At 70.0% G+C, this 16,591-nt stretch carries 10 protein-coding genes; 5 read left to right on the top strand and 5 right to left on the bottom strand.

All coding sequences use genetic code 11. The annotated features are described in order from the left end of the window. Positions 1-8: 8 nt before the first annotated feature. On the top strand, positions 9-3,179 hold the full coding sequence (locus BIX52_RS12825) for a S8 family serine peptidase (protein ID WP_083660223.1): 3,171 nt from the start codon (positions 9-11) through the stop codon (positions 3,177-3,179). Between the two features lie 95 nt (positions 3,180-3,274). On the opposite strand, the gene BIX52_RS12820 is transcribed toward BIX52_RS12825, so the two are convergent. The 4 genes from BIX52_RS12820 to BIX52_RS12805 form a co-directional block, all read right to left on the bottom strand. Then, positions 3,275-6,430 (bottom strand): efflux RND transporter permease subunit, encoded by a 3,156-nt coding sequence (locus BIX52_RS12820; protein ID WP_075221454.1) that lies wholly within the window; start codon positions 6,428-6,430, stop codon positions 3,275-3,277. Then, positions 6,427-8,109: an efflux RND transporter periplasmic adaptor subunit gene (locus BIX52_RS12815; protein WP_170126422.1), complete on the bottom strand. Its 1,683-nt coding sequence runs from the start codon at positions 8,107-8,109 to the stop codon at positions 6,427-6,429. The genes BIX52_RS12820 and BIX52_RS12815 overlap by 4 nt, the downstream gene beginning before the upstream one ends. 293 nt (positions 8,110-8,402) lie before the next feature. Beyond that, positions 8,403-10,124, bottom strand: a complete 1,722-nt coding sequence (locus BIX52_RS12810; protein ID WP_075221452.1) for an AMP-binding protein — start codon at positions 10,122-10,124, stop codon at positions 8,403-8,405. Then, positions 10,121-10,978: a phytanoyl-CoA dioxygenase family protein gene (locus BIX52_RS12805; protein ID WP_075221451.1), complete on the bottom strand. Its 858-nt coding sequence runs from the start codon at positions 10,976-10,978 to the stop codon at positions 10,121-10,123. Before BIX52_RS12805 ends, BIX52_RS12810 begins: the two co-directional genes overlap by 4 nt. Before the next feature lie 221 nt (positions 10,979-11,199). On the opposite strand from BIX52_RS12805, the gene BIX52_RS12800 reads away from it, so the two are divergent. Next, a complete protein-coding gene (locus BIX52_RS12800) occupies positions 11,200-12,030 on the top strand; it encodes a GntR family transcriptional regulator (RefSeq protein WP_075221450.1) in 831 nt (276 codons plus the stop codon). On the opposite strand, the gene BIX52_RS12795 is transcribed toward BIX52_RS12800, so the two are convergent. Continuing rightward, positions 11,981-12,733 carry an SDR family oxidoreductase gene (locus tag BIX52_RS12795; RefSeq protein WP_205647814.1) on the bottom strand — a complete coding sequence of 251 codons (753 nt, stop codon included), beginning with the start codon at positions 12,731-12,733 and terminating at the stop codon, positions 11,981-11,983. The two genes, BIX52_RS12800 and BIX52_RS12795, sit on opposite strands and share 50 nt — an antisense overlap. A gap of 348 nt (positions 12,734-13,081) precedes the next feature. Between BIX52_RS12795 and BIX52_RS12790 the strand changes: the two genes are divergently transcribed. Genes BIX52_RS12790 through BIX52_RS12780 form a run of 3 tightly spaced genes read left to right on the top strand, consistent with a single transcriptional unit; the run spans position 13,082 to position 16,532 of the window. Beyond that, a complete protein-coding gene (locus BIX52_RS12790) occupies positions 13,082-14,041 on the top strand; it encodes an oligopeptide/dipeptide ABC transporter ATP-binding protein (protein WP_083660220.1) in 960 nt (319 codons plus the stop codon). After that, entirely contained in the window at positions 14,038-14,892 is an 855-nt protein-coding gene (locus BIX52_RS12785) for an ATP-binding cassette domain-containing protein (RefSeq protein WP_075221449.1), read from the top strand. The genes BIX52_RS12790 and BIX52_RS12785 overlap by 4 nt, the downstream gene beginning before the upstream one ends. After that, positions 14,889-16,532 carry a GMC oxidoreductase gene (locus BIX52_RS12780; protein ID WP_075221448.1) on the top strand — a complete coding sequence of 548 codons (1,644 nt, stop codon included), beginning with the start codon at positions 14,889-14,891 and terminating at the stop codon, positions 16,530-16,532. Before BIX52_RS12785 ends, BIX52_RS12780 begins: the two co-directional genes overlap by 4 nt. Positions 16,533-16,591 lie beyond the last annotated feature (59 nt).

Raw genomic sequence — 16,591 nt, 5'->3', positions numbered from 1 at the left:
GTGCGCCGATGCCCGTGACAACTCTTGGCGGCCAGAGCCCAACCCCGTCTTCGGTGCGCGAGGGCGCTGGTGCCGTCGCGATTGACGGCCTCGCGGCAGAGGCGGAGGCCTCGCGCTTCGCCCTCGATACGCTGCCGGCGGACGCGTGGTTCACCGCCCAATATCATCTCGCCAACAGCACCTACGGCCAGCGCGACCTGCGCCTCGTGGACGGCAAGGATTCGGTCTGGAACGACTATACCGGCGCCGGAGTGCGCGTCGCGGTGTTGGACGACGGGATCGATTATCTCCACCCCGATCTTCTGCCCAATTACGCCTTCGCGCTGGAGGCGCGCGGGGTCGACGGCTACCACCCTGATCGCGACGGGGCGCACGGCACCGCCGTCGCCGGCATCATCGCCGCGGCGAACAACGGCAGCGGGACCGTCGGCATCGCCTACGACGCAGCGATCTTCTCGATGCCGGGCATTCCGCCCTCGGACCTGTCGGGCGACGGCACGCACGTGGGGCCGACGGTCGGACTGTCCGCCGCCTTCGCCAACTTCGCCAACTACGACGTGATCAACAACAGTTGGGGCTACGTCACCGCGTTCTACGATTCGGCGCAGAATCTGGCCCAGGCCGGGCTCCACGACACGCTGGACGATGCGGTCGCCTTCGGGCGCGGCGGGCTCGGCAGCATCATCGTCAAATCGGCCGGCAACGGCCGCGGCAGCTTGGACAACACGGCCGGATCCTGGACCACCTCGCACTGGGGCACGATCGCCGTGGCCGCCGTGGAGCGCGACGGGGACGTAACGACCTATTCCACCGAGGGGGCGGGGCTCCTGGTCGCCTCCTTCGGCGGTCCCGTACCGGGGGACGTCGTCACCACCGACCGCACCGGGCACCTCGGCTACAACCGCGGCGGCGCGTCGGACCTCGTCACCACGGGCTTCAACGGCACGTCCGCGGCCGCGCCCATGGTGTCGGGTATCGTGGCGCTGATGCTGGAGGCCAACCCCGACCTCGGCTACCGCGACGTGCAGGCGATCCTCGCGGCGACCGCGCGCCACACCGGCGGCGACACCTTCGACGGCGGCGGCCTGACCGGGAACGAGCGCTACGCCTGGGACTGGAACGGAGCCACCGATTGGAACGGCGGCGCCATGCACTTTTCCGAGGACTACGGCTTCGGTCTGGTGGATGCGCTGGCGGCGGTACGCCTCGCCGAAAGCTGGACGCGCACCAGCACCGAGGCCAACCGCATCACCATCGCGGACGTCGCGGCGGATCAGGCGAGCATGACCATCGTCGACCAAGACACGGTGGAGATGACGTTTCAGGTGACGGGTGAGATCGACATCGAGCGGGTCGCCCTCTCGCTCGGCCTCACCCACACGTGGCTGAGCGACCTCGAGATCGAGCTGGAGTCGCCGGACGGCACCATCAGCGAGCTGATGCGCGACAATTTCGGCAGCGCCGACGCCACCGACTACGGCACGCAGGACATGACCCTGATGAGCAACGCCTTCCGGGGCGAGGCCAGCGCCGGCACGTGGACGCTGCGGTTCACCGACGACTATCTGGGTGACGCCGGCCTCGTGTCGAATGCGACGATCACGCTGTCCGGCCGTCGCGGGACGGACGACGTCTATATCTACACCGACGAGTTCAGCGACTACGCGGGGGCGGCGCCGGCCCGCCGCGTGGTCACCGACACGGACGGCGGGCGGGACGCGATCAACGCCGCCGCCGTTCGTGCGGCCAGCGTCATCGACCTCACCGCAGGCGCCGCCGGCCGGATTGACGGGGTCGCCATCAGGGTCGATGCCGGCGCGACCATCGAGGATGCCTTCACCGGCGACGGCGACGATCAGCTCACCGGCAATGGGCTCGGCAACCTCATGTCCGGCGGGCGCGGCAACGACAGGTTGGATGGCGGGGCGGGGTCCGACACCCTCGTCGGCGGACAGGGGGACGACCGCTTCATCGTCGACGGGTTGGGTGATCTCATCGTCGAGGAGGCGGGCGGCGGGCTCGACACGGTTGAAGCGCACGTCAACCTGACGCTGCCCGCCCACGTGGAGCGGCTGGTCCTGCGCGGCGCGGCGTGGTCCGGCATCGGCTCGGCGGACGACAACACGCTGATCGGCAACGGCGTCGACAGCCGCCTCATGGGCAAGGCGGGCGACGACTACATGGTCGGTCAGGCCGGCCGCGACACGCTGGATGGTGGCGGCGGGGCCGACACGATGATCGGCGGGGCGGGCGACGACCGCTACACCGTCGGCAACGCGGGCGACATCGTGCGCGAGGAGGCGGGCGAGGGCTGGGACACGGTGCGCAGCTTCATCGACTATGCCCTGCCGGAAAATGTCGAGCGGCTGGAGCTCCAGGGCACTGCCCGAAGCGGCACCGGCAACGGGTCTGTCAACACGCTGATCGGCAACGCCGTCGACAACCTCCTCAGCGGCGACGCCGGCAACGATTATATGCGCGGTGAGGCGGGGGCGGACACGCTGAACGGCGGCGCCGGCAACGACACGATGATCGGCGGCAGCGGCAACGACCTCTACATCGTCGGCGTGCGCAACGATGTGACGGTGGAGCAGGCGGGCGAAGGCTACGACGCGGTGCTGACCTATGCCGGCACCACGCGGCTCGGCGACAACATCGAGCGGCTGGAGTTCGGCGGCGGGGCGCGCGTCGGCTACGGCAACGACGGGCGCAACACCATCATCGGCAACGCCGACGCCAACTATCTGCGCGGGGAGGGCGGCGCCGACCGCCTGTTCGGCGCGGGTGGGCGCGACACGCTGATCGGCGGTGCGGGCGACGACACGCTGGTCGGCGGCACCGGGGCGGACACATTCGTCATGGACGAGGGGGCGGACGTCGCGGTGATCGGCACAGGCGACACGGGCTACGGCTTTCAGCGGCGCGACATGGTGACCGGCTTCGTGCGCGGTGAAGACCTGATCGACCTGTCCGGCGTCGACGGCGACACGGCGACGATGCGCAGCGAGGATCTGACCTTCGTGGGGCAGACGCGCACGCCAGGCACTGCGGAAGTGTCGTTCCTGGTCTACGGCGCGATGACGATCGTCAGCATCAATATCGACGACGACGCGGCGATCGAGATGCAGCTTCAACTGAACGGCGTGTCGTCCCTCGGCGTGTCGGACTTCATCCTCTGAGGTGGCGGCAACGCGAAAAAGAGAGGGCGGCGCCGGTGTTCCGGTGCCGCCCTCTCGTCGTGCCGTGCCAGAAGGGCGCGGGAGTGCCGCGGGGACTATTCCGCCGGGGCGGCCTCGCCTGGAGGCGGTGCGCCGCGCTCCACCGTCTTCTTGCCGCTCACCACGTCGCCCAGCCACTGGAACATGACGTAGAGGCCGGGGATGAAGAGGATGCCGATGACGGTGGCCGCGACCATGCCGCCCAGCACCGTCACACCGAGGACGAAGCGGGACACCGCACCCGCGCCCGACGCCGTCACCAGCGGGATGACGCCGAGGATGAACGCGAAGGCGGTCATCAGAACGGCGCGGAACCGCATCTCGGCCGCGGTGCGGGCGGCCTCGTAGCGGGTGTGTCCGGCCTCCCGCGCCTCCTTGGCGAATTCCACGATGAGAATGGCGTTCTTCGCCGCGAGACCCACCAGCAGAACAAGGCCGATCTGCACGTAGACGTTCAGCGCCACGCCGAGGAAGTAGATCGTCCCGATGGCGCCCGCCGCCGCGATGGTGACCGAGCCCAGCACCGCGAAGGGGTTCATCCAGCTCTCATAGAGCCCGACCAGGAAGAGGTAGCCGAAGAGCACCGACAGCCCAAGCAGGATGCCGAGCGCGTTGCCCTGCCCCTGTGACTGATAGGACATGCCGGACCACGAGTAGGAGTAGCCGGCCGGGAGCACCTGTGCGGAGATCTCCGTCATCGCCTCCATCGCCTGACCATCCGAGTAGCCTGGGGCGGCCGAGCCGTTCACGCCAGCCGAGATGAACTGGTTGTAGCGGTAGGACAGGTTCGGGCCGAGCTCGAAGCGCGGCGTGGCGAGGGTGGAGACGGGCACCATGTTGCCGTCGGTCGAGCGCACGTAGATCTGCGACAGGTCGTCCACGCTCTTGCGGAAGGGCGCGTCGGCCTGAATGTTCACCTGGAAGACGCGGCCGAGATAGGTGAAGTCGTTCACATATTGCGAGCCGAGTTGGGCCTGCAACGTGTTGTAGAGGCTCGACACCGGCACGTTCAGGCTCTCGGTCTTCTCGCGGTCGACCTCGAGATAGACCTGCGGGACGTCGGCCGAATAGCTCGAATAGGCGCGGCCGATGCGCGGGTCCTGGTTGGCGGCGACGAGGAGCGAGCGCAGCGTCTCGGTCATCTCCTGCGGCGTTTGGCCGGTGAGGCCCTGAAGGCGGTAGTCGAAGCCCGCAGCGGTGCCGAGGCCGGGAATCGGCGGCGGCGGGAAGGCGAACACGTTCGCCTCGGGAATCTGCGAGAAGGCGACGGAGAGGCTGCGGTAGATGGCGCCCAGTTGCAGGTCCGGCGTGGTGCGCTGGTCCCACGGGTCCATCACCACCACGGCGAGACCGGAGCCGGAGTTGGGCGCGCCCGTCAGCAGGCTGTAGCCCGACACGGTGATGACGTTCGCCACGCCCGGCTGGGCGCGGGCGATCTCGGTCACCTGGGCCATCACCTGGTCGGCCCGCGGCAGGGCGGCGCCGGAGGGCAGGGACACGTCGACGAAGAGGGCGCCCGCGTCCTCGTTCGGGATGAACGCGCCGGGCACCTTCTCCAGCATGATGTAGGACGCGCCGCCGGCCGCCGCGATGGCGATACCGGCGATCAGCGAGCGCCGCGCGATGACGCCGACGAGGCCGACATAGCCGCCGCGCACCCCGTCCAGCAGCTTATCGAAGAGCGCCAGGGGCAGCATCTTCTTGGTGTTCGGGCTGAGCACCAGCGCGCAGAGCGCCGGCGACAGCGTCAGCGCGTTGATCGACGAGATGGCGACCGCGGCGCAGATGGTGACGGCGAACTGGCGGAAGAGCTCGCCGGTGATGCCGGGGAAGAAGGCGACCGGACCGAAGAGGGCGAAGAGGACGAGGGTGGTGGAGATGATCGGCCCCTGCACCTGGCGCATCGCCTCCAGGGTGGCGGCGCGCCGGTCGAGCCCCTCTTCCTCCATGATGCGGCTGACGTTTTCGACCACCACGATCGCGTCGTCCACCACGATGCCGATGGCGAGCACCACCGCGAAGAGGCTGATGGTGTTGGCCGAGAAGCCGAAGGCCAGAAGCACGATGAACACGCCGATCAGTGACACCGGAATGGTGGCCGCCGGAATGATCGTCGCGCGCAGGTTGCCGAGGAAGATGAACGTCACGATGATCACGATGGCCGCCGTGATGCCCAGCGTCATGATGATTTCATCGATCGAGGCCGAGACGAACAGGGTGGAGTCGTAGACGACCTCGTATTTGATGCCCTCGGGGAAGCGGGCGGAAAGTTGCTCCAGCTCCGCGCGCACCGCGGTCATGGAGGCGAGCGCGTTGGCGCCTGGGGCCTGATAGACGGCGATGGAGGCGGCCGGCTGGCCGTTGAGGCGCGAGGTCGACGAATAGGTCTGCGCGCCGAGCTCGATGCGGGCGACGTCCTTCAGGCGGACGATGGCGCCGTCCTGGCCGGTGGCGACGATGATGTTGCCGAAGGCGTCCGGGTCTTCGAGCTGGCCCTGACCTGTGATGGTGTACTGGATCTGCTGGCTGTCGGCGATCGGCGGGCCGCCGATGGTGCCGAGCGAAGCCTGGATGTTCTCCGCCTGGATCGCCGAGGCGATGTCCGACGCGGACAGGTTCAGCGCGGCCAGCTTCAAGGGTTGCAGCCAGACGCGCATCGAATAGTCGAGCGCGCCCAGAAGGGTCGCGTCGCCCACGCCGTCCACGCGCGACAGCGGGTCGCGCACGTTGATGGTGGCGTAGTTGGAAATGTAGACCGGGTCGTAGCTGCCGTCCGGCGAATAGACGTTGATGAGGCCCAGCATGTTGGTCGACTGCGCCTGTGTGGTGACGCCGAGCGACTGCACCGTCTGCGGCAGGCGGGCGAGCGCCTGTGACACGCGGTTCTGCGTGTTCACCTGGGCGATGTCGGGGTCGACGCCGATATCGAAGGTGACGCTGAGGTTGTAGGTGCCGGAGGATGAGGAGGTGGAGGACATGTAGATCATGCCCTTCACGCCGTTCACCTGCTCTTCGATCGGGCCGCCCACGGTGTTGGCGATCGTCTCGGCGTCGGCGCCCGGATAGGAGGCCGTGACCTGGACGAGGGGCGGGGTGATCTCCGGGTATTGGGCGACCGGCATGGCGTAGAGCGCCAACATGCCGGCGATGGTCAGGACGAGCGAGATGACGATGGAAAGTCGCGGGCGCTCGACGAAAGTCTTCGAGATCATTGGTTCGTCGCCGTCCCGTTGGAGGAGGAGGCGTCACCGGATGCGGCCGGGGCGTGAGCCGGATTTTCGAGCGGCAGGGCCGCTGTGCCGTCCGACATGCGGTCACCGGCAGGGACGGGGCTGGACGCGGCGGCGTCCGTCCCGGCCGCGGAGTCGGTCGCGGTGGCGGAGTCGTTCGCGGTGGCGTCGGTAGTGGGTGCATCGGATGCCGCGGGTGCGGGATCCGCGGCCGGTGCCGTGTCCGTCGCCGTCGTGCCGGATGAGGATGCGGGCGCGGGGGAAGCCGGTGTCGCGCTTGTCGTGTCCGAGCCCGTCGAGGCCGGGGCGGTGCCAGACGCTGCAGGGGCGGCGCTGCCGGACGATGCCGGAGCGCTGCTGCCGGTCGCGGGAGCGGAGCCGCCCGACGGGGCCGGGGCGGCGGCCGTCGTGCTGCCGGACGAGGCGGCCGCGCTGTCCGATGACGACGCGGGAGGCGCGGCCGGCGTCGGCGTCACCTCGATGCCGGGGCGCACCTTCTGCAGGCCCTGCACGATTACCGTGTCGGTCGTCGTCAGGCCGTTGGTGACGGGGAAGACGTTTGCCGTCTGCTGTTCGGTGTCGATGCGCCGGACTTCGGCCTTGTTGTCGGCGTTGACGACGAAGACGTAGCGGCCTTGCCGGTCCTGCAGCACGGCCGACACCGGAACGACGGGAAGCACTTTGCCTTCCGCCTCGGCCACCACCACGTCGACGAAGCCGCCCGGAATGAGGACGCCGCGCGGGTTCGGAAAGTCCGCATAGATGACGAGCGAGCCGGTGGAAGCGTCGATCTGGTTGCTGGCGAAGCTGATCTTGCCGTCCTCGCCGTAGGTGGTGCCGTCGGACAGGACGAGATGGGGTGTGAAGAGATCGGCCTGTCTGCCGTTCCCGTCCGGCTGCCGGTCGGCAAGACGCGTCAGCAGCGTTTCGGGGATCGAGAAGGCGATGCGGATCGGATCCACCTGCACCACGGTCGCGATGGTGCCGCTGGCGGTGTTGACGAGGTTGCCCTCGGTGATCGCGACGAGACCCGTGCGCCCGGTGATGGGGGCCTTCACGTCCGTGTAGGAGAGGTTGAGCTCGGCGGTCTGCACCTGGGCCTGGGCCTGCTGCACGGCGGCCTGGGCGGACTGGACCTGCGCGGCCGCAACGTCGCGGCTCGCCTGCGCATCGTCGCGCGTCGCCTGGCTGACGACGTCGCGTTTGACGAGGTCGTCCTGGCGGGCGAGCACGGTGTCGGCGTTCTTGAGCTGGGCCTGGGCCGCCGTCACCTGCGAATTGGCGGAGGCGAGTTGCGCTTGCGCGGCGGCGAGCGCGGCCTGATAGGGCGCCTTCTCGATCTCCAGCAGCGTGTCGCCCTGATTGACCATCGCGCCTTCCTGGAAGTTCACCTTCTCCAGAAAGCCTTCGACACGGGCGACGAGGTCGACCGACTGGATCGCCCGCACGCGGCCGACGAAACGGTCGGAGCGGGTGACGTTCTGCTCGGTCACCGGGGCGACGACCACGGCGGGGGGCGGGGCGTTGTCCTGCGCGCGGGCGGGAAGCGTGGGACCCGCCGCGAGAACGGCGGCGAGACACGCCGCGACCCACCTTTTCGCCGGGGCGCAGGGGGAGATAAGGATCGGTCGGAGTGTCGGAGGCAGGGCTCTATCGAACACGGTGTTTGTCATCTTTCGCCGGTCGAAGGGATAAGCTGAGGGCAGCGTGGCCACAGTGCCCATCAGAGGCGAGCGTGACAACCCGGCGTCCATCACGGTGCCGCTAAGTCACAACGTTGTGGGGAGAATCACACGCCTGCCGGGCGATGCACGACGGCCGATGCAGGGGCCGGACGGTCGCAGCTCCCGGCGGAGCGCGCCCCGTCCCGCCGCCCATAAGATTTTGCCGCCCGACGCATTAGGCCCGCCGGGCGGGACGGCACTTCGGGCCCGCCGGGGCCGTAGCGGGACGCTCAGTGGACGCTCGGGGAACCCTGCCCGGAAGAGCCGCCGGAAGCGGAGGCACCGCCGGGGGCGGGTGCCGCGGCGGTGGGACATGCGCCCGGCGGAGACTGGGGGGCGGCCTGCTCGGCGTGAAGCCGCTCGGCAAGGCGGGTGGTCGCCACGGTGTCGAGCTTGCCGGTTCCCAGCAGCGGGATCTCGTCCACCGTATAAATGCGCGCCGGAAGGTAGCGCTCCGGAAGGCCCTGGCGTGCCAGCTCGGCCTGAAGGTCCTCCCGCTGCGGTTTCGGGTTTTGGGTGAGGAGGACGATGATCTCGCCTTTGGTCCCGCCGGGGATCGCCGCCGCGGCGTGCTGAAACTCCGGCCAGACGGCGCCGGCGACGTTCTCCACCGTCACCAGCGAGGTCATCTCCCCGCCCAGCTTGGCGAACCTCTTTAGACGGCCGCGGATCGCCAGGAACCCGCTCTCGAAGGCCACCACGTCACCGGTGTCGTGCCAGCCGTCCGGCGGCGGGGTCAGCGTTCCGGCGGCGGTGAGATAGCCCTGCATCACGTTGGGGCCGCGCACGTGGAGCCGCCAGCCGTCGGTCAGCCCCGCGACCGGCTCCAGCCGTGCCTCCAGCCCCGGCACCATGCGCCCCACCGTGCCGTCGCGGATCTCGTCCGGGTGGTTCACCGCGATCACCGGGCTCGTCTCGGTGACGCCGTAGCCCTCCACCACCTCGAACCCGAAGCGGCTGCGCACCAAGTTGCGCGTCTCGGCCCGCACGCGCTCGGCACCGCAGACCGCGAATTGCAGCGAGGAGAGACTGCCCTTCGCCCCCGCGCGCGCATATTGGCGCAGGAAGGTGTCGGTGGTCAGGAGCACGTTGGCGTTCGTCTCGGCGATCCGCTGGGTGATTTCTTTGATGCGCAAGGGAGAGGGGTGCAGCACCAGCTTCATGCCGAAGGACAGCGGCAGGATGAGCCCCGGCCCCAGCCCCAGCGAGTGGAAGATGGGCAGCGGATTGAAGAACACCTTCACCACCCCGAGCGGCAGGTGGTGGTGCACCTGGCTGCAGTTGGCGAGGAGGTTGCGGTGGGAGAGGACGACGCCCTTCGGCTGCCCTTCCGAGCCGGAGGTGAAGATCACCGCGGCGGTGTCGTCCGGGTCCGGCCGCGGCAGCAGGCGCAAGGGGTGGGCCGCGGCGGCGAAGATCTTGTCCGCCAGGCCGACGCGGCCGCGCATCTCCTCCAGCATCAACAAGGGCGCGGCAGAGGCGATCTCGTCCGCCAGCGGCCGCAATCCTGCAAGCTCCAGAAAGCGGTCGGCCGTCAGCACGGCGGAGGCGCCGCAGGTGGCGATCGCCCCGCGCAGGATGCCAGCGCCGGCGGTGAAGTTCAGCATGGCCGGCCGAAGCCCCGCGGCCAAAACGCTGTAATAGGCGACCGCCCCCGCCGCGCTGGACGGCAGCATGATCGCCACCGTGTGCGCGTCCTTCGGCAGGCTGCGTTTCAGCACCCTGGACAGCGCCGACGCCGCGCGCACCAGCTCGCCATAGGTGAGGCGGCGCTTGTCACCGTCCTCCAGCGCCACCGCGTCCGGCCCGACCCGGCCGAGCGTCTCGCGCAGCGCACACAAGACGCTGCGCGCCGCGTGCGCGTCGATCGCCGCACGCTCGGCCGCGTCGCCCTGGGCGGGGACGTGGATGCTCCCGTCGTCGAGGAGACGCCCGCCCGGCGGCAGCGTCATGGGCGGTACTCTTTGCGGTCCGTGCCCTGGTAGACGGCCGCGACCTGCGCCCCCATGGCGACCGCATGGGCGGCGACCGCGTCCGGATGAAGGTCGGCCACCGGCTGCGGTTCGTGCGCAAAGTGGCCGTAGATGTCGCGTCCACGCATCAGCATCGCCCAATCCTTCGTCTTGGTCTGGGCGAGGCGGGTCGGAATGAAGCGCAGGGCGAAGCCGATCCGCCGGTCGGCCGTGGTGTTGGCCTTCGACCCGTGCACCAGAAGCACGTGGTGGAGGCTCATCTCACCGGCCTGAAGCGGCACGTCGACGCCCTCGTCCTGCGGTACGTCGACGGCGATCTCCTGCCCGCGCGACAACAGGTTGTCGGCCGCGAAGGTGTCGGTGTGCGGCAGTTGCAGTTTCAGGTGGCTCTTCGGCCAGAAGGTCATCGCCCCCGAGGCGACGGGCGCATCGGCGAGCGCCACCCACGCGGTGACGATGTCCGACCCGTCCAGCCCCCAGTAGGTGGCGTCCTGATGCCAGGACACGTAAGCCGTCGTCCGCGGCTCCTTGATGAAGAAGGACGAGCCCCACAGAAGAATGTCCGGGCCGAGGATGCGCTCCACGGCATCGAGGATCGTCGGGTTGTGGGCGATCTCGTTCGCCCAGGTGAAGAGGAGGTGGGATTTGTGGCGCAAGTTGCCGGCGATCGGCCCGCCTTGGGCCGCCTCGAAAGCCTCCAACTTGGCGCGGTAGGCCGCGGCGTCCTCCCGGCTCATCACGCGGATGGGGAAGACGTAGCCTTCGCGCCGATAGTGCTCCAGCGCCTCGTCGCTCAGTCCGCCCGTGGCGGCGGCCGTGTCCTGTCCGCTCATCGTCGTCCTCCCGGATGTGCTCACGTTTATTTTGCCTCACAACGTGGCGCCGGTCCGGCTGCGGCGCAAGCGGCACAACCCATGCGCGCCGGCAGGGGGCAGTGGCGGGTGCGGCTTGTAATCGCCGTGGCGGCACGCCACAAAACGAGGCCGGCGTCGCCCGCCGGAGCCTCGACGGGCCTGACCAGGTCCGCCACCTTCTGATGATGAGAAAGACCGGAATGGCGCCAGCCTCGACCTTCAAGCGCGCCGAGGCCCTTCCCGAGGCCATCGCCAACCATATCGCCCAGGCCATCGCCGCGCGCGAACTGGCGGACGGGGAGCGTATCGTCGAGACCGCGCTCGCCGCTGAGCTCGGAGTGAGCCGGGTGCCGGTCCGCGAGGCGCTCAAGATCCTCGCCACCCAAGGCATCATCGATGGGGGCGGCCATCGCGGCTACAAGGTCGTCACCTTCTCGCAGCAGACCGTGGCGAGCGTGCACGAGGCGCGCTTCGCGGTCGAAACGCTGTTCACGCGCGAGGCGATCGCCGCCTGGCGGGAGGGGCGCTCCGACCTCACGTTGCTGGATGCGGGGATCGAGGCGATGGCCCGCGCCGCCCGCAACGGCGATACGACGGAGATGCTGGAGGCGGACGTCGCCTTCCACACCCTCATCTGCGAGGCGGCGCAGAACCCCATCTACATGACGTTGTGGACCGCCATCGCGCGGCACGTCCTCATCATCCTCAACCTCGCCCGGTTTCGGGACGTGGATCTGTGGGTCGTGGTGCGCCGCCACGAGGCGTTTCGGGACCGGTTGAAGGACGCCGTCGCGGGCGACCTCAGCGCCGACCAGATCCGCGACATCTTGCGGGACCACATTCTTCCGGAGCGCCGGGGCTATGGGGCCGCCGGCGGCCATGCGCTCGATCTCGACGCGGAGCCTTTGGGCGGACCGGGCGGCACCGCCGGGACGACGCTCGCCGCGTCGGCCGACAGCGGCAAGGGCGCGGGCGCGGCACCTACCCGGCGAGCCACCCGCCGTCGGCCATCAGGCACGAGCCGGTCGTGAAGGACGCCTCGTCGCTGGCAAGGAAGAGCGCGGCACGCGCGACCTCGTCCGGCTGGCCGAGCCGCCCCATCGTGTGGCGCGAAATCGAGCGTGCACGCGCCGCCTCCGGGGCCGGCGCCCGCGCGAAACTGCGGCGCAGCATCGGCGTGTCGATCGCCCCCGGCACCAGCGCGTTGACGCGGATGCCGTCCATCGCATGATCGTTGGCCATGCATTTTGCGAGGCTGACGACGGCGCCTTTGGCGGCGATATAGGCAGCATTGCCGCGCGATCCGGCAAAGGCCAGTTGCGAGGCGACGAAGATCAGCGAGCCCGGCCGCTGCACCGCGGTGAGGGCGTTCACCACCTCTCGCGCCCACAAGAAGGTGCCGGTGAGATTGGTGGCGATCACCGCGTTCCAGGACGCCAGATCGCAATCGGCCGCGCGGTGCCCGGTGGACCAGCCGGCAGCGCACAGGAGCACGTCCGGCGGCCCCATCGTCGTGGCGATCTCGGCGGCGTGGGATTTCACCACCGCCTCGTCGCCCACGTCGCCGCACAAGGTGAGGTGCACCGCTGCGCCGATCTCGGCCTTGGCCGCCGCGAGCGCGGCCGCGTCGCGATCCACCAGAGCGAGCCGTGCGCCCTCCGCGGCGAAGATCCGCGCCGCGCTGAGGCCGATCCCCGACCCTCCGCCGGTGATGACCGCAATTTTATCCGCCAATCTCAGCAAATTTTTCGTCCTTCGTTGCTTGTCTCACTGCCGCTTCGTTCAACCGTCCGGCTGGACGAGGCGCGCGGTCCGCGGATTGTCAATTCAACCCGTTATGTTAGCTTGTTATACAAATTTTGGGCCGGAGCGACCCCAGCCCCCACGCGCGACGGCCCGGAAAGAGCGGGGTTGTGCCCACCCTTTCCGACGGGAAATGGCATACCCTTTGCCTCGATCCTGGGCGGTTTCGGCCGGGGTCGGTCCTCGCCGCACCGGCCATCCACGTGTGAGGTCTACCTGCCGTTGATCAGCCCTTCTGACAGTGCCGCGGCCCCTTTCGACAGTCCCGCGGCCCCGCCGGTGCTAGGCGTTCGCGACCTGAGCGTCACCTTCACAACCCGCCGCGGCGCGCTCACCGCGCTCGACCGCGTGTCGTTCGAGATCGCGCGGGGCGAGGTGCTCGGCGTCGTCGGCGAATCGGGGGCGGGGAAGTCCGTGACCGGGGCCGCGGTCATCGGCCTGCTCGCCGGAGGGGGCCGGGTCACGGGCGGAGAGATCCGCCTCTCGGGCAGCCGGATCGACAATCTGAACGCGCGGCAGATGCGCCCGATCCGCGGCCGGCGCATCGGCATGGTGTTTCAGGACCCCTCGGTCAGCCTCGACCCGTTATTGACCATCGGCGATCAATTGATCGAGACCATCCGCACCCATCTCAACCTCGACGCGGCCGGTGCGCGGCGCCGTGCCGTCGCCCTCCTCGAGGAGACCGGCATTCCGGACGCCGCCGGACGGCTCGCCTCCTTCCCGCATGAATTTTCCGGCGGGATGCGTCAGCGGGTGGTGATCGCCTTGGCGCTGGCGGGCGAGCCGGAGCTGATCATCGCCGACGAGCCGACGACGGCCCTCGACGTGTCGGTCCAGGCGCAGATCCTCGACCTCCTCAGCGGTCTCTGCCGCGAGCGCCGCACGGCGCTGATGCTGATCACCCACGACATGGGCGTGATCGCCCGCATGGCCGACCGGGTGGCGGTGATGTATGCCGGCCGCGTCGTCGAAACTGGGCCGGTGGACGAGGTGGTGCGCCGCCCGCGCCATCCCTACGCCAAAGGGCTGATGGCGGCGATCCCGCCCCTTTCCCACCGGCCTGAGCGGCTGGTCTCCATTCCGGGAGCCATGCCGCGATTGTCGGCGATCCCGGCGGGCTGCGCCTTCCACCCGCGCTGCGCCGCCGCCGTCGCGCCCTGCAGCGTCACGCGTCCCGCCAGCGTCGCCGACGGCGCGGTGCGCGTCGCCTGCCACCTCTACGGGGGCGCTTCATGACGGGGGCGCCGTTCCTCGCCGTTTCGGGGCTGACCAAGGTGTTCGCCCCGCGCCGGACGCTGCCGATGCGCCTCGCCGGTCAGCGCCCGCCCGCGTTGACGGCGGTGGATGCGGTGTCCTTCACCATCCGCCGCGGCACGACCTATGCGCTGGTGGGCGAGTCGGGGTCGGGAAAATCGACCATCGCGCGCATGGTGGCCGGCCTGCTGGCGCCGACGAAGGGGCAGATCAGCCTCGGCGGGGCGCCTGTGACCGGGGCGGGGGCGCAGGAGAACGGCGCGCGGCGGCGGATGCAGATGGTCTTCCAGGACCCCTATTCGAGCCTCAACCCGCGCTGGAAGGTGGACGACATCATCGGCGAGCCTCTGCGCGGCCCCGGCCAGCGCAAAGGCCGCGCGGAGACGCTGGAGACGGTCGGCCAGCTTCTGGAGCGCGTCGGCCTTCACCCGGCGGACGGCACCCGCTTTCCGCACGAGTTCTCCGGCGGGCAGCGCCAGCGGATCGCCATCGCGCGCGCCATCGCCACCCGCGCCGACTTCATCATCTGCGACGAGCCCACCTCGGCCCTCGACGTTTCGGTGCAGGCGCAGATCCTCAATCTGATGCGCGACCTGCAGGACGAGCTCGGCCTCACCTATTTCTTCATCAGCCACAACCTCGCCGTGGTGCGCTACATGGCCGACGATATCGGCGTGTTGTCGCGCGGGCGGCTGGTGGAGGACGGACCCGCCGCGCAGATCCTCGATGCGCCGACCCACGCCTATACGCAAAGCCTGATCGCCGCCGTGCCGACGGTGGAGGCCGTGGAGGAAGCGGACACGCACCGCGCGGTCGAGGAGGCGGGCCGATGACAGCGCGCGGCGCGTGCGACCTCTCGGCGACGGCCGACCGCACGGCGACGGACCGGACGGCGACGGAAGGCGCGTCGGCCCACCGCACCGCGATGGACGGCGCGGCCACGGAGGGCGCGGCGTCAAGGCGCACGGCCTCGGATCGCCCGATCGAGGCGGAAGTCGTCGTCGTCGGTGCCGGGGCCTGCGGCGCGGCGGCCACATGGCGCCTCGCATCGGCGGGGGTCGACGTGGTCGCGGTGGAGGCGGGGCCGTGGCTCGGCGCGCAGGACTTCGGTTTTGCCAGCGCGGACTACGCCGCGCGCCGCGCCGGGCCGCTGCACGAGAACCCCAACGTGCGTGCAGGGACGTGGGATCTTCCGGTGGACGACGCCGACAGCCCGATCAAAGCCTCCACCGGCAACGCGGTGGGCGGAACCACCTTGTGGTGGGCGGCCCATATCCCGCGCTTTCGCGAGGGCGACTTCCTGGGCCATACCGGCGGAGCGGCCTGGCCGATCACCCATGACGACATCGCCGCCCACTATGCTGTGAACGAGGAGATGATGGGCCTCGCCGCCCACCGCGGCGACCCCGCGGGTCCCGCCCGCGACGCGGCGCAGGCGCTGCGGCAGCTGCCGCCGCTGGGCCCTCTCGGCACGGCGATGTCCGCCGCCTTCGACCGGCTCGGATGGCACCATTGGCCGGTCGAGCTGGCGCGCGGGGCAGGAGACCTCTGCACCCACGATGGGCCGTGCGATGCCGGGTGCCCCGCACGCATCGCCGCCGGGGCGGACCGCTGCTACATGGCGCCCGCCGTCGCCGCCGGGGCACGCGTCCTCACCGGGCTGAGGGCGCAGCGGCTGGAGCTTTGGGACGGGCGCGTCTCCGGCGTCCTCTGCGCCACGGACGGGGGAACCGTGCGGCTCGCCGCGCGGCGCGTCATCCTCGCCGCGGGCGGGCTCGGCACGCCGCGCCTGCTCTTGCTGTCGGAGGCGGCCAACCGGTCCGGCCAGGTCGGCCGCAACCTCATGCTGCACCCGCACGCCCAGGTGGAGGGTGCGATACCCCTTCCCGCAGATGCCGCCATCGCCCGCGGCCAGAAGGCGGGGCTCGTCTGCCTGGAATTTCTGCGGCCCGATCCGGCGCGCCGCCTCTCCGCCGGGTTCAAGATGCAACTTGTTCCCGAGGCGGCCCGCACCGAAGCGCCGGGGAGGGCCGGGCCGGGGACGGTGCGCGCCCGTCTTAACATCTGCGTCGAGGATCGGCCGGAGGAGGGGAACGAGGTCACCCTGTCGGGCCGGCTCGCCGACAGGGACGGCCTGCCTGCCGCGCGCATGTCCTACCGCCTATCCGCCGAGACGCGTGGCGCTCTCGACTTCGGAATCGCGCGGGCCGACGAGCTGTTGCGCGTCGCCGGTGCGCAGGCGGTGGCGGTGGAGCCTTTGAAGCGCCAGGCCGGATTTCACATCATGGGCACTGCGCGCATGGGGACGGATCCCGAAACCTCCGTGACCGATCCGTTCGGGCGGTGCCATGATGTCGCGAACCTCTTCATCACCGATCCGAGCGTATTCGTGACGGCGAGCGCGATGAACCCCACCGCCACGGCGCAGGCCCTCGCCTTGCGGACCGCGGACCACATCCTTGCGGAGCGCTGAGCCGATGCCATTCCGCCGGCCCAGCCCACCACCGCGGCGCATTTCATGACACCCTTCGA

This window comes from Acuticoccus yangtzensis (genome assembly GCF_001927245.1).
Lineage (GTDB): Bacteria > Pseudomonadota > Alphaproteobacteria > Rhizobiales > Amorphaceae > Acuticoccus > Acuticoccus yangtzensis.
This window is presented reverse-complemented; position numbering and strand designations above follow the sequence as displayed.